The organism is Mycobacterium hackensackense (assembly GCF_025822555.1).
In the GTDB taxonomy this organism is placed as follows: Bacteria; Actinomycetota; Actinomycetes; order Mycobacteriales; family Mycobacteriaceae; genus Mycobacterium; species Mycobacterium fluoranthenivorans.
Genome location: NZ_JACKUC010000029.1, coordinates 471,128 through 487,029 on the forward strand (window position 1 = coordinate 471,128; position 15,902 = coordinate 487,029).

At 67.3% G+C, this 15,902-nt stretch carries 15 protein-coding genes and 1 pseudogene; 9 read left to right on the forward strand and 7 right to left on the reverse strand.

Features of this window, described 5'->3' with window-relative positions; genetic code table 11:
* Positions 1 to 11: 11 nt before the first annotated feature.
* Positions 12 to 680, forward strand: coding sequence for a TetR/AcrR family transcriptional regulator (locus H7J86_RS05425; RefSeq protein ID WP_187098884.1), 669 nt, complete (start codon positions 12 to 14; stop codon positions 678 to 680).
* On the opposite strand, the gene uca is transcribed toward H7J86_RS05425, so the two are convergent.
* The gene (gene uca, locus H7J86_RS05430; protein ID WP_267289748.1) at positions 671 to 4,279 is read right to left on the reverse strand and encodes an urea carboxylase; all 3,609 of its coding nucleotides are present in this window, start codon (positions 4,277 to 4,279) and stop codon (positions 671 to 673) included. The two genes, H7J86_RS05425 and uca, sit on opposite strands and share 10 nt — an antisense overlap.
* A gap of 151 nt (positions 4,280 to 4,430) precedes the next feature.
* Between uca and H7J86_RS05435 the strand changes: the two genes are divergently transcribed.
* The 3 genes from H7J86_RS05435 to H7J86_RS05445 all read left to right on the forward strand — a co-directional run bounded on the left by H7J86_RS05435 (position 4,431) and on the right by H7J86_RS05445 (position 7,331).
* Positions 4,431 to 4,712: a YciI family protein gene (locus H7J86_RS05435; protein WP_267289750.1), complete on the forward strand. Its 282-nt coding sequence runs from the start codon at positions 4,431 to 4,433 to the stop codon at positions 4,710 to 4,712.
* A 174-nt stretch (positions 4,713 to 4,886) separates the two neighbouring features.
* Positions 4,887 to 5,936, forward strand: coding sequence for an NAD(P)-dependent alcohol dehydrogenase (locus H7J86_RS05440; RefSeq protein WP_090357076.1), 1,050 nt, complete (start codon positions 4,887 to 4,889; stop codon positions 5,934 to 5,936).
* An 84-nt stretch (positions 5,937 to 6,020) separates the two neighbouring features.
* Complete coding sequence (locus H7J86_RS05445; protein WP_267289752.1) at positions 6,021 to 7,331, forward strand: cytochrome P450; 1,311 nt, start codon at positions 6,021 to 6,023, stop codon at positions 7,329 to 7,331.
* Here the strand turns inward: H7J86_RS05445 and H7J86_RS05450 are convergent.
* A complete protein-coding gene (locus H7J86_RS05450) occupies positions 7,328 to 7,636 on the reverse strand; it encodes a DUF3349 domain-containing protein (protein WP_235632829.1) in 309 nt (102 codons plus the stop codon). The two genes, H7J86_RS05445 and H7J86_RS05450, sit on opposite strands and share 4 nt — an antisense overlap.
* A 125-nt stretch (positions 7,637 to 7,761) precedes the next feature.
* On the reverse strand, positions 7,762 to 8,811 hold the full coding sequence (locus tag H7J86_RS05455; RefSeq protein ID WP_090357318.1) for a cupin domain-containing protein: 1,050 nt from the start codon (positions 8,809 to 8,811) through the stop codon (positions 7,762 to 7,764).
* A 212-nt stretch (positions 8,812 to 9,023) separates the two neighbouring features.
* Here H7J86_RS05455 and H7J86_RS05460 point away from each other — a divergent pair, with 212 nt between their 5' ends.
* Positions 9,024 to 9,668, forward strand: a complete 645-nt coding sequence (locus tag H7J86_RS05460) for a response regulator (RefSeq protein WP_372517238.1) — start codon at positions 9,024 to 9,026, stop codon at positions 9,666 to 9,668.
* Positions 9,669 to 9,670: 2 nt separating this feature from the next.
* Here H7J86_RS05460 and H7J86_RS05465 read toward each other — a convergent pair whose 3' ends face one another.
* Complete coding sequence (locus tag H7J86_RS05465; protein ID WP_267289754.1) at positions 9,671 to 10,027, reverse strand: response regulator; 357 nt, start codon at positions 10,025 to 10,027, stop codon at positions 9,671 to 9,673.
* 85 nt (positions 10,028 to 10,112) lie between these two features.
* Between H7J86_RS05465 and H7J86_RS05470 the strand changes: the two genes are divergently transcribed.
* The gene (locus H7J86_RS05470; RefSeq protein WP_308204822.1) at positions 10,113 to 11,603 is read left to right on the forward strand and encodes a sensor histidine kinase; all 1,491 of its coding nucleotides are present in this window, start codon (positions 10,113 to 10,115) and stop codon (positions 11,601 to 11,603) included.
* Here the strand turns inward: H7J86_RS05470 and H7J86_RS05475 are convergent.
* Positions 11,593 to 11,784, reverse strand: a complete 192-nt coding sequence (locus tag H7J86_RS05475; protein ID WP_139169935.1) for a hypothetical protein — start codon at positions 11,782 to 11,784, stop codon at positions 11,593 to 11,595. The two genes, H7J86_RS05470 and H7J86_RS05475, sit on opposite strands and share 11 nt — an antisense overlap.
* Positions 11,785 to 12,045: 261 nt before the next feature.
* Here H7J86_RS05475 and H7J86_RS05480 point away from each other — a divergent pair, with 261 nt between their 5' ends.
* Positions 12,046 to 12,678, forward strand: a complete 633-nt coding sequence (locus H7J86_RS05480) for an SOUL family heme-binding protein (protein ID WP_267289756.1) — start codon at positions 12,046 to 12,048, stop codon at positions 12,676 to 12,678.
* A 40-nt stretch (positions 12,679 to 12,718) separates the two neighbouring features.
* Here H7J86_RS05480 and H7J86_RS33540 read toward each other — a convergent pair.
* A pseudogene (locus tag H7J86_RS33540) lies at positions 12,719 to 12,805 on the reverse strand (hypothetical protein); the annotation flags it as partial.
* Positions 12,806 to 13,183: 378 nt separating this feature from the next.
* Here H7J86_RS33540 and H7J86_RS05485 point away from each other — a divergent pair.
* Positions 13,184 to 13,987, forward strand: coding sequence for a trypsin-like peptidase domain-containing protein (locus H7J86_RS05485; protein WP_267289758.1), 804 nt, complete (start codon positions 13,184 to 13,186; stop codon positions 13,985 to 13,987).
* A gap of 659 nt (positions 13,988 to 14,646) precedes the next feature.
* The gene (locus H7J86_RS05490; protein WP_267289760.1) at positions 14,647 to 14,856 is read left to right on the forward strand and encodes an excisionase family DNA-binding protein; all 210 of its coding nucleotides are present in this window, start codon (positions 14,647 to 14,649) and stop codon (positions 14,854 to 14,856) included.
* A gap of 228 nt (positions 14,857 to 15,084) precedes the next feature.
* Here the strand turns inward: H7J86_RS05490 and H7J86_RS05495 are convergent, their stop codons facing one another.
* Positions 15,085 to 15,729: a hypothetical protein gene (locus H7J86_RS05495; RefSeq protein ID WP_267289761.1), complete on the reverse strand. Its 645-nt coding sequence runs from the start codon at positions 15,727 to 15,729 to the stop codon at positions 15,085 to 15,087.
* Positions 15,730 to 15,902 lie beyond the last annotated feature (173 nt).

The following is a 15,902-nucleotide window of genomic DNA, read 5'->3' on the forward strand; positions in this document are numbered from 1 at the left end:
ACGATGGGACCATGCCGCTCACCCGCGCAGGCCGGCCCCGACTGCAGACGCAGCGGCGCCCCGGCATGACGGCCCGCGACGAAATCCTGGATGCGGCAAGCGAATTGTTCACCACGACGGGCTACGCGGGCACATCCACGCGCAGTATCGCCGAGTCGGTCGGCATCCGGCAGGCCTCGCTGTATCACTATTTCAAGACCAAGGACGACATCCTGTGCGCTCTGCTGAGCCAGACCGTCACACCGACACTGTCGTTCATCCCGACCCTGCTGGGCGCCACGCCCGCCTTGACCGCGGCCGAGCACCTGCACGCGCTCGCCGCGTTCGACGGCGATCAACTACTCAGTGGGAGTTGGAATCTGGGCGCGCTGTACCTGCTTCCCGAATTGCGCGACGCTCGTCTGGAGCCGTTCTGGTCGGACCGGGAACGCCTCCGGCTGCACTACCTGGCACTGAGCCGGGCCGTGTTGGACCGCACCGGGGTCCACCCCGCCGCCGCAGATCTGCCGTTCCGGCTGGTCGAGTCACTGGTCAACATGTGGTCGGTGCCGCACGGCCCGGAGCGCGCCGAGCTGCCGGTACACGTGGCCGACGCATGCCTGCGGGTGCTCGGCGATGCGACGACACCCGAGCTACGGGACCGCAGCCGGCAGCTGATCGCACTGCACGCTCAGAGCTGACCGACCACCACCAGCGGTGTCCCGGGTTCCACCTGATGCCCCGCCTCCACCAGCACATGTGTGACGACCCCGTCGGACGGTGCGGTCAGCACGGTCTCCATCTTCATCGCCTCCAATGCCACCAGTGCCTGGCCCGCGACGACGCGTTCCCCCACCGCCACATCGACCTTCCACACACTCGAGGAGAACGGGGCATCCACGCGGTGCGCCGCGTCGTCGAGCACCAGGTCATCGGCGGTCGTCGTGGCCCGCGATTGGGCGCGCTCGGCCCGGTCGAATTCCCCTGCCGCGGCCCACGCGGCGCGTTCGGCGGCGAACGCCGCAGTCTGCACCGACTGGAACCGCTGGATGTCCTCGGCGTGTTCGGCGAGGAAGCGTTCATGCTCGGCCAGTGAGAAGGTGCCCGGCGTGATGTCGACGGTGCCGCGGCCCGCGGCGATATCGGCCCGCAGGTCCAGCAGTTCCTCCGGGCTGACGGGGTACCACGAGATGCGGTCGAAAAACCGGAGAAGCCAGGGTTTTTCATCGGCATCACGCGGATAGCGGCGCCAGACCTGCGTGGTCCGGCCGACGAACTGATAGCCGCCCGGCCCCTCCATCCCGTAGATGCACAGGTAGGCCCCGCCGATGCCCACGGAGTTCTCCGCGGTCCAGGTGCGGGCCGGATTGTATTTGGTGGTCACCAACCGGTGCCGCGGGTCCAGCGGAGTGGCCACCGGCGCACCGAGATACACGTCACCGAGGCCGAGGGTGAGGTACTCGGCGGCGAACACGATGTCCATCACCTCGGCCTGCGACGCCAGACCGTTGACCCGGCGGATGAACTCGATATTCGACGGGCACCACGGCGCGTCATCGCGCACCCCGGAGATATAGCGTTCGATCGCCTCGCGGGTCGCGGGGTCGTCCCAGCTCAGCGGCAGCCGCACCGAGCGGCTGGGCACCACCAGATCCGACACGGCGGGCAGGTCGTCCTCGAGCTCGCGCAGCAGCCCGAGCAGCCGGGTGACGGGCAGGATGTCCGGATCGACATGCACCTGCAGGGAACGGATTCCCGGGGTCAGGTCGACGATTCCGGTGACCGATCCGTCGCGCACCGCGTCCGCCAGTCGCCCGTGCAGGGCATGTACCCGAGCCCGCAGGCCCAGATCGAGCACCATCTCGCCGTACTCGACGAGCACGTTGTCATCGCCGCTGCGCCGATATACCACCGCCGGTGCGTCGCCCGGGGCGCGGCGGGCGAGGATGCCGTCGTCCCGGTCGCCACCGGTGCGGGCCACCGGGCCGGTGGCGCCGCGGTTGATGCCGATATCGGTGCGCGACGGCGCATCCTGGGCCCGGACCGGCACGAATCGCACGGTATCCCCCGGGCGCAGCTGCCCGAGTTTCCAGCGCTGCGCCGAGATCACCGTCACCGGGCAGACAAAGCCGCCCAGGCTGGGACCGTCGGGGCCGAGCAGGATCGGGGTGTCACCGGTGAAATCCAGTGCGCCGACCGAGTAGGCGGTGTCATGGATGTTGGACGGGTGTAGCCCGGCCTCGCCGCCGTCGCCGCGCGCCCACTGCGGGGTGGGCCCTTCCAGGCGCACGCCGGTCCGGGCGGAATTGAAATGCACCCGGTAGCGGGCCGTGTAGAGGGTGTCGATATCGGCGCGGGTGAAGAACTCCGGTGCCGCGTGCGGACCTTCGGTGACCGCGAGTTCCCAGTCCGAGGGCATCGCGGGACGCAGTTCGGCCGGCACCGGCGCGGACGGCACGGCGCCGGCCGGCGGGACGACGCGCACCACGTCACCGGTGACGAGCTGCCGTCCGCCGTGGCCGCCGAAGCGCCCCAGGGTGAACGTCGACGCACTGCCGAGGTAGCGCGGGATGTCCAGCCCACCGGCGAACAGCACGTAGGTGCGCAGCCCCGCGACCTCGGCCGCACCGATGTCGAGCAGCCCGCCGGCCGGGACCTCGACAGGCTCCCACATCGGCGCCGGCACCCCGTCGATGGTCACCAGACAGTGCGCCCCGGTGACGCACACCGTCGTGGGCCGGGTGAAGCGCAGCGCGGGACCGGTTGCGGTGCACTCCAATCCGGGTGCCCCGTCCGGGTTTCCGAGGGCTCGGTTACCGAGCCGGAAGGACAGGTCGTCCATCGGACCGCTGGGCGGGACACCGACATCCCACCGCCCCACCCGCCCGGGCAGGTCCTGCACGGTGGTGAGCAGCCCCGGCCGCTCGACCGTGATCCGCGGACGTGGATCCACCACGGCCGCCAGCGTTGCCGTGGTGTGCCGGACCGCCCGCACGTCGTCGTGCCCGAGCGCGGCACGCACGGTGCCGATGTTGACCTCGATACCGTGCAGCACGGTGTCGGCGAGGGCGGCGTCGAGGATGTCGAGGGCCGCCGCACGATCGGGCGCGCTGCCGATCACCTTCGCCAGCAAGGGATCGTAGGATGCCGATACCTCGGTGCCCCGTTCCACCCAGGTGTCCACCCTGATCCCGGGGCGGGTGGGAAAGGCCACCTCGGTGAGGGTTCCGGTGCTCGGGCGGTACTCCCGGGACGGATCCTCGGCGTAGATACGGGCTTCGACGGCATGGCCGGACGTCGGGATCGCGGACGGTTGACCGTCCAGCAGATCGCGTTCACCGCGGGCCAGCCGGAACATCCACGCGGCCAGGTCGATTCCGGTGACCGCCTCGGTGACGGGGTGTTCGACCTGGAGGCGGGCGTTGACTTCCAGGAACGACGCTTCCTCGCTGCGGGGGTCGTAGATGAACTCCACGGTGCCGGCGGACCGGTAGGACACCGCCGCGGCGAGCGCCCGCGACGACGAATGCAGTTGGGCCCGTAGCTCATCGGGCAGGGCCGGGGCCGGCGCCTCCTCGACCACCTTCTGGTTGCGCCGCTGCAGGGAGCAGTCCCGGTCACCGAGGGACACCACCCGCCCGGTCCCGTCGCCGAAGACCTGCACCTCGACATGACGGGCGTCGGCGACGTACCGCTCGACGAACACCCCGGCCGCGGCGAAGCTGCGCCCGGCCAGGCGCGACACCTGGTCGTAGGCGGCGCGCAATTCGGCCGGGTCCCGGCACACCTGCATGCCGATACCGCCGCCACCACCGGTGGCCTTGAGCATCACCGGGTAGCCGATATCGGAAGCGGCGGCAAGCGCCGCGGCGACATCGTCGAGCAGTCCCGAGCCGGCGAATACCGGGACACCAACGGCCACCGCGGCCGCCCGAGCGGTGTGCTTGGCTCCGAACACCCGCAGCTGTTCGGGTGTCGGGCCGACGAACACCAACCCACCACGTTCCACCGCGGCGGCGAATTCGGCGTCCTCGGAAAGGAATCCGTAACCGGGGTGGATCATCCCGGCGCCGGTGGCGTGCGCGGCATCGAGGATCGCGTCCACCCGCAGGTAGCTTTCCGACGGAGCCGGCGGGCCCAGCCGGACCGCCGCATCCGCCATCCGTACGTGCGGCGCCGCGCGGTCGGCGTCGGAGAACACCGCGACGGTCCGCAGATCCAGCGCGCGGGCGGCGCGGATCAACCGGACGGCGATCTCACCCCGGTTGGCAATCAGAACCGTGCCGGCCTCGCTGCTCACCGGACTCCCCCCAGTCGGCATCATTTCTGTCAATCGACAGTTTGATGGGCGGGACGGACTCCATGGTTGCGACGGCGTAACCGATCCCCGGCGGCACGTTAACGCCGTGCAACGGATGTGACTGGGCGATGACGCCGGTTACCCTCACGACGTGTCCGGACTTTTTCATGTGCTGAATCTGACCTACCTGCAGCCCGACGACGTCGTCGATGCGACCAGGCCGGCTCACCTGGCCTGGCTGACCGAGGAGGTGGCCGCGGGCCGCATCCTGCTCGCCGGACGCACGCAGACCCGCGGTGCGGTGCTCATCACCGGCGACATGTCCGCCGAGGAGGCCGACGCTCTCGCCGCCGCCGACCCGTACACCCAGGCCGGTGTGGCACGGTATGACCGGGTCAGTGTCAACGCCGGATTCCGGGCGCCGGGGCTATAACCCGATTCACAGCGTGAACCGGGACTAGACCCCGCAAGGTCGCTGTTGTAACGACCGGCGGTGCAAAGTCGCGCCCGCCGCCGAGCCGTGCTCGGTCACCTTCGCTAGCGTTGAGCGAAGGCACGTGATGCGCACTCAAAGAGGCATGTCGAAGAAGAAGAGGATCACCACACCATGACCACCACCGTTTCCGCCTACGCCGCCAACGAGGCGTCCGGCCATCTGACCAAGACCACCATCGAGCGCCGCGCCGTCGGCCCGCACGATGTGGCCTTCGACATCAAGTTCGCGGGTATCTGTCACAGCGATATCCACACCGTCAAAGCCGAATGGGGCACCCCCAACTACCCGGTGGTACCGGGACACGAGATCGCCGGCATCGTCACCGAGGTCGGCTCCGAGGTCACCACGTACAAGGTCGGCGATCACGTCGGCGTCGGCTGCTTCATCGACTCCTGCCGCGAATGCGACAACTGCAAGGCCGGTCTGCAGCAGTACTGCACCGGCGAGTACGGCATGCACGGCACCTACAACTCCACCGAGCGTGACGGCAGCCCCACCTACGGCGGCTACAGCACCGCCATCGTCGTCGATGAGAACTACGTCCTGCGTATCCCGGATTCCATCCCGCTGGACAAGGCTGCTCCCCTGCTGTGCGCCGGCATCACCCTGTTCTCCCCGCTGAAGCATTGGAACGCGGGCCCGGGCAAGCAGGTGGCCGTGATCGGTCTGGGCGGCCTGGGCCACATGGGCGTCAAGCTGGCCCACGCCATGGGCGCGCACGTCACCGTGCTGAGCCAGTCGCTCAAGAAGATGGAAGACGGTCTGCGCCTGGGCGCCGACGAGTACTACGCCACCTCGGACCCGGACACCTTCACCAAGCTGGCCGGCACGTTCGACCTCATCCTCAACACCGTGTCGGCCAACCTGCGCATGGGCGACTACCTGGGCCTGCTCAAGGTGGACGGCACCCTCGTCGAGCTCGGCATCCCGGAGCATCCCCTGGAGGTTCCGGCGTTCCCGCTGGCCGGTGGACGTCGCAGCATCTCCGGATCGATGATCGGCGGCATCCCCGAGACCCAGGAGATGCTCGACTTCTGCGCCGAGCATGACGTCACCCCGGAAATCGAGGTCGTCGACGCGTCGTACGTCAACGAGGCCTACGAGCGGGTGCTGTCCTCCGACGTGCGCTACCGCTTCGTCATCGACGCGTCCACCATCTAGCCGCCCGCGCTCGCCCCGGAGCCACCCGCTCCGGGGCGAATCCGCCGGCACAAGGGCCGCCGTGCACGGCGTTACCATGGCCGTGTGACCGGCATCACCGCCGCCCTGCCGCCCGGGCCTCCTCTTCCCCGGGCGGTGCAGGCGGCCCTGCTGGCGCGGTACTGGCCACGGTTCGTGGCGGCGTGTCACCGGCGCTACGGTCCGGCGTTCACGCTGCGGGTGTCCTCACTGGGCACGATCGTCTACCTGGCCGACTCCGCCGACATGAAGGCGGTGTTCGCCGGCAGCCCGCACGTTTTCCATGCGGGCGAAGCGAATTCGATGCTCAGCGGGCTCCTCGGCGACAGCTCCGTGCTCGTCATCGACGACGAGGTGCACGCCGACCGGCGCCGTTTGATGATGGCCCCGTTCACCCGCGCGGCCGTCGACCGTCGGGCCGCCGCGATGGCCGAGATCGCCGGGCAAGCCATCGACGAATGGCCGGTGGGACGGAGTTTCGCGGTGGCGCCGCGGATGTCGGCGATCACCCTCGAGGTCATCCTGCGCACGGTGATCGGCGCCAGCGACCCGGCCCGACTCACCCAACTGCGCACGGTGCTGCCGCGCCTGCTGAACCTCACCGCCTTCGACAGCCTGTCGATCGCCGACAGCCGTCTACAACAGCGCAGGCCGTGGCGCGGTGTGCGGGACCGGATCGCTGCGGCGGACCGGCTGCTCTACGCCGAGATCGCCGAACGGCGCGCCGATCCGGCGCTGGCCGACCGTACCGACGCGCTCGCGATGCTGATCCGCGCGGCCGGCGAGGACGGTCGTGCGATGACCGATCGTGAACTGCGCGACCAGCTGATGACCTTGCTCCTGGCGGGCCACGATACGACCGCCACGGCGCTCTCGTGGGCGTTGGAGCGGCTCACCCGCCACCCCGAGATCCTGGCCAGGGCCACCCGAGCCGCCCAGACCGGCGACGACGACTATCTGGATGCGGTGGCCAAGGAAACGCTGCGCATCCGGCCGGTCGTCTTCGACGTCGGTCGGGTGCTCACCGAGCCGGTCGAAATCGCCGGCTACCGCCTGCCCGCAGGTGTCATGGTGGCGCCCGGCATCGGGCTGGCGCACGCGGACGCGGCGCGTTATCCGGACCCCGGCCGTTTCGACCCGGATCGGATGGTCGGCACGACGCCTGGTCCCACCGCCTGGCTGCCGTTCGGCGGCGGTAACCGGCGCTGCCTCGGTGCCACGTTCGCCCTGACGGAGATGCGCGTCGTGCTCCGCGAGGTGCTACGGCGCGTCGAGTGGGAAACCACCGACGAGCCGGGCGAACGCCAACGCGTCAAGCACGTCGTGCTGACCCCGCACCGCGGGGGCCGGGTGACGGCCCGCGCCATCGGCTCTTAGTTCTCGGTCTCCTCGAGTCCCTCGACTCCCGACAACGGCCAGCCGGCCGCGGCGAGCTTGGCCGCCACCCGGCGTACGTTCTCCGGGCCCGCGTCGTGATGGGTGACCTCGGCGATGAACGCCTCGATCTCGTCCTTGTCGATCTCGCCGTCGGCCAGCGCGGACGAATCGGTGGCGGTGATGTGGGCCACCACCTCCTTGACCTGATCCTCGGTCAGCGGGGTGTTACGCAGCAGCGCCAGCAGCGGCACCCGGTCGGAACCGGGCACGCCCTCGGGGTAACCGGCGCGCAGCCAGTCCAGAATTCGGGCGACGAGCGAAGTCGAGGTGGTCACGCGACAAGTTTCTCGGGTCCAGCCGATATGCGCTACCACCGATGACATAGTTCTCCCGTCATTCACCGCGGGTTCATCCGATACCCCCGAACCGATCAGTCCACGGGGTTGCTCTTACGGACGATCAGCGGATCGGCCGGCGTGAACGGGAAATTCGGCAGGTCGTCGATATGGGTGTTGAACGTCGCGGCCAGCACTTCCCGGGAATACGCACTCGCCGAGGCGCGGTAGCCGATATCCGCCGGGAACGGCTGGTCGAAGAAGATCAGGAAGTGCCAGTCATCGGTACCGATGTTCTCGATGTGGTGCGGGTAGGCGCGCGGGATGAAGTACATGTCCCCCGTCGTCATGTTCCAGGTGTCCAGCGTCCCATCGGGATTCATGATCGTCATGCGTGCATCACCGTGCTGCACATAGCCCATCTCGGCGGTCGCGGGGTGCCAGTGCGGTTCCCGCATCCCGTCTTCGGCCACCCGCAGCGAGTACATCGAGATGTCCTTCAGCGCGGGCCAGTACTGGTCCCGGGCGAACCGCGCGTTGCCGTAGGCGTAGGTCAACCCGGCGGGCTGGCCCTCGATATCGAACTTGTGCGGATCCTTGAAGTACGCGCCGGAGGGAATCTCCGGATCGCCGATCCGGGCGGCGAGTTTGTGATCTGTACGTCGGGTGTCACGGCGGATCTTGGCCATATCGGACGACGGCAGGTCATAGGTGTTGCCCAGCACGGCATCGGTGAAGGCGCCGAACGTTGCACCGAGCCCGAAGTCCTCGGGGCGTTCGTTGCGGAAGGCGATGATGAATTCGGCCGCCTCCTCGCCGATGTTCTCGATGTGGTGCAGCGAGCCGGAGTCGATGTGGAACATCTGCCCCGCGGTGATGACGAAGCTGGAGAACTCGCTGTAGTTGTCGAGCACCGAGACCAGAGCCGTACCGGACACGCAGTAGGTCAGCTCATTGGCGTTGGCGTGCCAGTGCGGTGTGCGCATGGCACCCGGGTTCAACACCACCCGCTTGATGGACAGTCGATTCAGAATGGGCAGATTGTCGGCGGTGACGCGGCGCATCGAGCCCAGCTCGTTCTCTTCGACGATCTCGCCGTCGAGCAGAGACAAGGTGTGCGCGCTGCGGGTCAGTGATGTGGTCATGGCGATCTCCTCGGTGACTGGTTCGACGAGTTCACTTTCCTCCTCCACCGCCACGGCGTCTGCGGTGCTGGCTGCCAACACCGCGGGAGCGCTCGCCGTACCGGCCGGGTAGTGCCAGCCCCCATATCGGGCACGCATCCTGACGCGCGCGCGGCGAGATGCGAGAATGTCGCGGCTGCAACGGCAGCACCTGAAAGGGCGTGCGGGTGGCTATACGAGTTGTCATCGCAGACGATGACGTGTTGCTGCGCGAGGGGCTCGCCAGTCTCTTGCAGCGGTCGGGTTTCGAGGTGGCCGGGCAGGCCGGCGACGCGGAAACGCTGCTCGCCGCGGTGCGTGAACACGGGCCCGACCTGGTGCTCACCGATATCCGGATGCCACCCGCGCACAGCACCGAGGGGCTCGACGCCGCGCGCACCATCCGCGCCGAATTCCCCGACACCGGGATCGTGGTGCTCTCGGCGCACATCGACGTCGAACACGCCACCGAGCTGCTCGCCGGTGGCCGTGCCATCGGCTATCTGCTCAAGACCCGCGTCACCGATGTCGAGGATTTCGTCGACACCCTGAACCGGGTGACCGCGGGGGCCTCAGTCATCGATCCGGCTCTGGTCACCGAGCTGGTGTCGGCCCGGCGACGCAATGATCCGCTGGCCGCCCTCAGCGCCCGCGAACGCGAGGTGCTGTCCCTGATGGCCGAGGGCCTGTCCAATGCGGGTATCGGCCGGCGGCTGTGGGTGACCGAGGGCACGGTGGAAAAGCATGTGCGCAGCATCCTGACCAAACTGGACCTGCCGGAAACCGGGGACGATCACCGGCGGGTGCGCGCAGTGATCGTCTACCTCGACTCGCTCTGAGCTCAGCGGATCAGCAGGCCGCGGATCGCGTCGGGCGACAACGCGAACTTCGGCAGGAACCCGCGGGCCGAACTGGTCGCGATCATATCGGCGAAATCCTGCTCGTCGTGGGTGGAGATGAGGATCACCGGGACGTCGGTGAGTTGCTCCGCCACGTCGAAGCCGCTGTCGGCGCCGAGGTCCACATCCACCAGTGCGACATCGGGCCGCAGTGCACGGCTGGCGTCGAGTGCGCCGGCACCGTCGGTGGCGGTGCCGACCACGGTGATTCCGCCGTGGGCCAGCATCGTGGTCGCCGCATCGCGGAAGGCCGCGCTGTCATCGACGATCAACGCGCGCACGACGTGGGAACCGGACATGACTCGAGCTTGGCAGGATCGGGGTCCGCGGGCATTCCCGCTAGCCGGAAAGGTTTCTGTGAGCATCCGCAATAACATCTGCGGGGTGAACTGGCGTTCGTGGTCAAATCGGCTCCTGGCGATGATCGTGCGGCCGACCGCGCGCCCCGTGGGCTGGGGCATCGTCGTCGCGGCCGCGTTCATCGTGGCCGAGACGTTGCTGGTGCTGGCACTCAAGAAGGTGGCACCCGACGACGCGTTCGGCGCGGTGTTCCTGCTCGGGGTGCTGGTGGTGTCGGCCGGGTGGGGGTTCGGGCTGGCGCTGGCAACGTCGGTGGCCAGCGCACTGGTCTACGTCTACTTCCATCTGGACGGCCGCGACACCCTGGCCCCAGCGGTCGGCGTGTTCCTCACCCTTGCCCTGGTGACCAATGTGCTCGTCGGACAGGCGCGCCTGCGTACCGCGGAGGCCGAACAACGCCGCCGTGAGGCCTCCGCGCTGGCCGATCAGCAGGCCGCGCTGCGTCGGGTGGCCACGCTGGTGGCCCGCGGCGCGGCCTCGTCGGATGTGTACGACGTCGCAGTCTCCGAACTGGCGCACAGTCTCGGGGCTGAACACGTCACGCTGCTGCGTTACGAATCCGACGAACACGCGGTGGTGCTCGCTGCCAGCGATTCTGGGATTCTCGCTGTCGGACAACGGTTTTCGACCCAAGGCGACAATGTCAGCGCCCGGATCCGCAGTGCCGGTGCGGCGGCCCGTATCGACGACTACAGCACAGCGACCGGCGAGGTGGCCACCGCACTCAGCAAGCGCGGGATGCGTTCGGGCTCCGGGGCGCCGGTGATCGTGGACGGCGAGATCCGGGGTGCGCTCATCGTCGCCTGGCCGGCAGCACACGCGATCCCCGAGCACACCGAAGCGCATATTCGCGATTTCGCCGACCTGGTGTCCACCTCGATTGCCAATGCCGAGACCCGCGCCGAGCTCACCGCGTCGCGGGCCCGCATCGTGGCGGCGGCCGACCAGGCCCGGCGCGGATTCGAGCGGGACCTGCACGACGGCGCACAGCAACGAATCGTCGCGCTGAGCCTGCAGCTGCGCGCCATCGAAGCCGGCGCCGACGGCGCCATGCGTGCGCAGTTGACCGCGTCGATCGAGGGGCTGGCCGGGCTGTATGCGGACTTGCAGGAATTGTCCCGGGGCCTGCATCCGGCCATTCTGTCCAAGGGCGGGCTCGCCCCGGCGATCAAGACGTTGGCGCGCCGGTCCCCCGTCCCGGTCGAACTCGATCTGCGGGTGACGGGGCGTCTGCCCGAGTCGGTCGAGGTGGCCGCGTACTACGTGGTGGCCGAATCCCTCACGAACGCGGCCAAATACGCGAACGCCGAGGCGGTCTCGGTGTGTGTCGTCGCCGATGACGCCACCCTGCGGCTGTCGGTGAGCGACGACGGGACCGGTGGTGCGGTGGCGGGCGCCGGGTCGGGCCTGGTAGGTCTGCGCGACCGGGTGGAGGCGCTGTCCGGTGAGTTCGGCGTGGTCAGCCCTGTTGGCACGGGTACCACGGTCACCGCGAGGATCCCGCTCAGCGCTTGAACGGCAGCACCTGGCAGATGTGCTCGGTCACCGGCGCGGACACGGGCGTCGGACGTGCCATCGCCACGTTGCCGATCGAGGACGGGTGCCTGCGCTTCGCCTGGAGAAGCGCGCGCATGTTCTGGCGGGCGCGGCGGGGCGCGAGTTCGACGACATTGGTGTCGACTCTGTTCATTGCCATGTCTGTCCTCCTCGTGCCGGTCGTTCAACCGTCACCATTGAGGTTCCGCCCCCAATGGAGGAGGACCTTCAATAGAACCCGTGAACTCCCTGAGAAGTGCCCGTTTCGCAGTGACGACAAACACATTTCGGGCCGGTTCGGGCCCGGGGTGACGACGACAGCAACCATCGACACGCAATCCGGCCCTTGGTCGTCTCCGAATACCTAGGGAATCTGTCGGGTCAGCGACGCCGGCAGCCGCTTTCCGGGGAAGGAGTTGCCATGGCGGATGTGCAGACCATCGCCAAGCAGCTGGTGGAGACCATCGGCTCGGTGGCCGGGATCAGGTTCGGCCTCGAAGAACCGCGGTTCGACGCCGTCGAGCTGGCCCGGGGCGCGCAGGTGCGCCAGTACGGTGAACGGATCGCGGCCCAGACCAGGGTGCCCGCGCTTGCCGAGGACCAGGCCCGGTCCACCGGGTTCCGGCGGCTGGCCAAGTACATCTTCGGCGCCAACCACGGCAGTCAGAGCATCTCGATGACCGCTCCGGTGGCGGTGCAGACCGGACGGGCCACCGGCACCAGCATCGCCATGACGGCCCCGGTCGCCCAGCACCGTGACGCGGGCGAATGGGTCATCCGCTTCTTCATGCCGTCGCAGTGGACTCTGGAAACGTTGCCGGAAGCCGACGACGACCGCGTCGAACTGGTGGTGGTTCCGCCGGAGAAGTACGCGGTGCTCAGGTTCAGCGGCGGTTACGGGACCCGAAGGGTCGCCGAACAGACCGAGAAATTGCGGAACATCCTGCGCGAGACCGGTTTCGAACCGGACGGCGAGGCGACCGCCTGGTTCTACGACCCGCCCTGGACCCTGCCGTGCCGACGCCGCAACGAAGTCGCCATCCCGGTCACGTGAACGTGCTGACGCGACCGGATCGCTGCTGGCACCGGCGTGACTAGAAGTCCCAGTCCTCGTCCTCGGTGTTGACGGCCTTGCCGATCACGTAGCTGGACCCCGAGCCGGAGAAGAAGTCGTGGTTCTGCGTATGCCCCTGGTCGCAGTGCCAAAAAATAGTCCTACCAGCAGATACTAGTCACCCGAGATCTCGGGAAATATCTGTAACCGCCACCCAGTTGTGGGCAAAATGTGGGCACGTCGGCGAGTCGAATCCCGAGCTCCGTGTTCCTCACTCGCCTCGACGACGCAGAACGGGCAGGCCGTAGGAGACCCGACCTATCCTCTTCGAACAGCTATGAGAGTTCGATTCCTGTCGCCCGCTCAGGTACACCACCTGGAAGAGGGCGGCTTTCTACTTTCTGGAGTCATCGAACAGGGTTAGCCCTTCCGCATCGGTCCAGCGCTTCAACCGTCTCCCGGTCGCGACAATCGGCACCGCATACGACCGACTAATCTGGCCAGCGTGAGCCGATCCGCCCTTCAAGGGGCAGAAGACGTGGAGGCAATCCGGGACTACGTACTTCCGCTGGTCCTCGTTCGCCAAACAACACCAGAGGAATGCGAGCTGGAGTCAATCCAGGGAACCGGCTTCCTGCTTCGCGGCGGAAGAGGCCTCGGCGTAACGGCCGGACACGTGGCGAAGGCCTTAAGAGCTGGCGATCAGGCGGGCAAGATCCCAGGGGCGATCTTCTGGCCTGCAAGCGGCGGAAGAAGGTTCGCGACAATCTCCAGCATCTCGTTTCACGAGAGTCAAGATGTCGCCCTGTTCCGTATCGCCGACGACGACTACCACTCACCGCTGGAAATGCGCAAGGAACAAAGTTCCGCCCCGGCTGGCTACATGTTGTTCGGCTACCCGGAGGACACCTACTACGAGCGAATGAGCGAAGGTGCGGGGCTGACGCCGGATCTTGTTTACTCCGAAGGGCACTTGCGGCGCAGCGTCGGCTTCCCATTGCCGATTGACAAGATTCCCGGCCGGGCCTTCTACGAACTCAGCATGCCCGCTGGTGGAGGGTGTTCTGGCGCTGCGGTAACGCTTCGCATACCGCCGGACCCATACGGCGTCATTGGCATCTACGTGGGCGAAGTGCGAAACGAGAATGGCACCTTCGCTGTCGGATACGCGGCCCGCACCGACGAGTTGGCAGATCAGTGGCCCGAGCTATTCATGCAAGCTTCGGATTTGGCGGCGTTGTGCCCGCTGCCGCCGAAAACCGTCGAAGAAGCACTACAAATGCTCCGTAGGTCACTTCCCCGCCCGTAGCATAGGGGGCAGCCGTCGCGCCGCCGTGGTCGTCTTGCAGCAGGTGCGCGTTCTCCGTTCCGTGGTGCTCGGCTTCGCTGGCCCACGAACCCAATGTCTGACTCGCCGTGCGGATTGGCCGCTCCCCGTGAGACCTCACGGGCTGAGAACACTGTCCATTCGACTCCTGGCGAAGGGTGTCGTCATTTCCCTTCAACTTTGCCGCAATCCCTGCGTTAGCGCGGAGTCGAGGAGCTGTTGCCCAGCGCCGTTAGCCTGCCGCCAATGGCATCGACCGCACTGCCTCCGTGGATGACGACTGCACAGGTGGCCGATTACTTTGATACCGATCGCACGGACGCCTACAACACACTCTTGCAACAGCTCGACGTCCGCCGAATCGGAGTGCGAAGTGGTTGCGCACCTTGGGGCAGGTTGATCCGTGTCGAACGGAGCTCAGTACTGCAGCTACGCGGACAGCCCACTGTCCCCGATGACGAATTGCCCCGCTGGGTAACCCTACTTCAGGCCGGGAACCACTCCCAGGTCAGCCCACATCTGGTGCGCCGCATGATTGCCCACGAGCAGCTAGATGCTCGGCGCATCGGCAACAGCCGCTCTATTCGCATAGACCGAACGTCGCTGCTTAATCTTGGTCGTATCAGGATCTGGTCCGCCTGATGCCTCGGTGCTACATCACCATCGCAGAGGCCGCTGAGTACGTGCAGATCAGCCCACGCAACGTACGCCGGTTGATCACTGACGGAGAGCTGACCGGCTACCGGATGGGACTTTCGCTGCGCACGATCCGCGTCGATCAGAACGACATTGACGAACACTTGATGCGCCCCCTGAACGCTCCTGCCCGACCGCGCAGACGCAAGACCTGATGACAGCGGCCGCGTCCATTCGGTTAAGCCCGAGGACGGCGGCCCGTACCGTGCGGAGGCTCCGGCGATGAATCCGGCCGCACGGCGGCATCAGTCCAGTAATCCCGGTGGGCAGATCGCCCCGTAGACAGTAGCTGCGGTACTGGCCGAGGCGCGTGAGCAACTCCGACTAGCTCACTCGCCAGCATCGCCGGTGCCGCCGCCCCACCGACTGGGGTATTGCGGGATCTACCGGCTGACCCGGCGACGTTGACCTGGCGGTACGTAGATTTGCTTGAGATCTGCTCCCACGCTCTCCCCGTGCATACCAAGGGCCACAAGGTAGCTCGCGACGAACATGTAGTCGTAACCGGCGTCGAGAAGCACGTCGATTGGCGGGAAGTAGTGCGCCGCGTTGTACGGGTCGCGGTCCTTGTGGTAACCCTGGTATCCGGCGTCGTACAGGTCGCTGAGAGCCTCGTGAATCTCTTCTGGCACACCCGGTGTCGGCTCGCCTGTCGCAAGATCGATTGCGCCCGTGGCGGCTGCCCACCCTGCGACCTCGCCCTCAGTCCATTCGATAACGCCGAGCACTTGGCCTTCAGCAGCAGCCACAGCACGCGCCAGCAATCCCGCATCCGTGCAGTACGCGAGGACTGCCCCGCCTTTGTTGACATGAGGACTCTTCGAGGTACCAATGTTGCCGTTCTTGCTGAACGCCTGAATTGCAGGGGCGGCCATGGTCAGGCTGTTCTTCAGCGGCAAGAACAGAGCTCGGCGTGCGTAGGCCGCGTCACCAGCTTCTGCCGCAATCCACCGCGTCATCTTCTGGGCGCTTGCGGTGTGCCGCTGCCACGCCGCAGCGGCGGGGCGTGGGATCAGTTCTTCATTCACAGGCGCAATTGTCCCAGGTGTCAGTGACACGTGTCCCGAATCACCGTCAATACAGTTGCGATCTGCGGATGGGACCTGCAGCCGACTCTGGCGCAAAACGTATCTATCAGCCCGCACTCTGACCCGGTTCGCTGAAACGATCGGTGTACCGGCCTGGCAACACTGCCCAACTG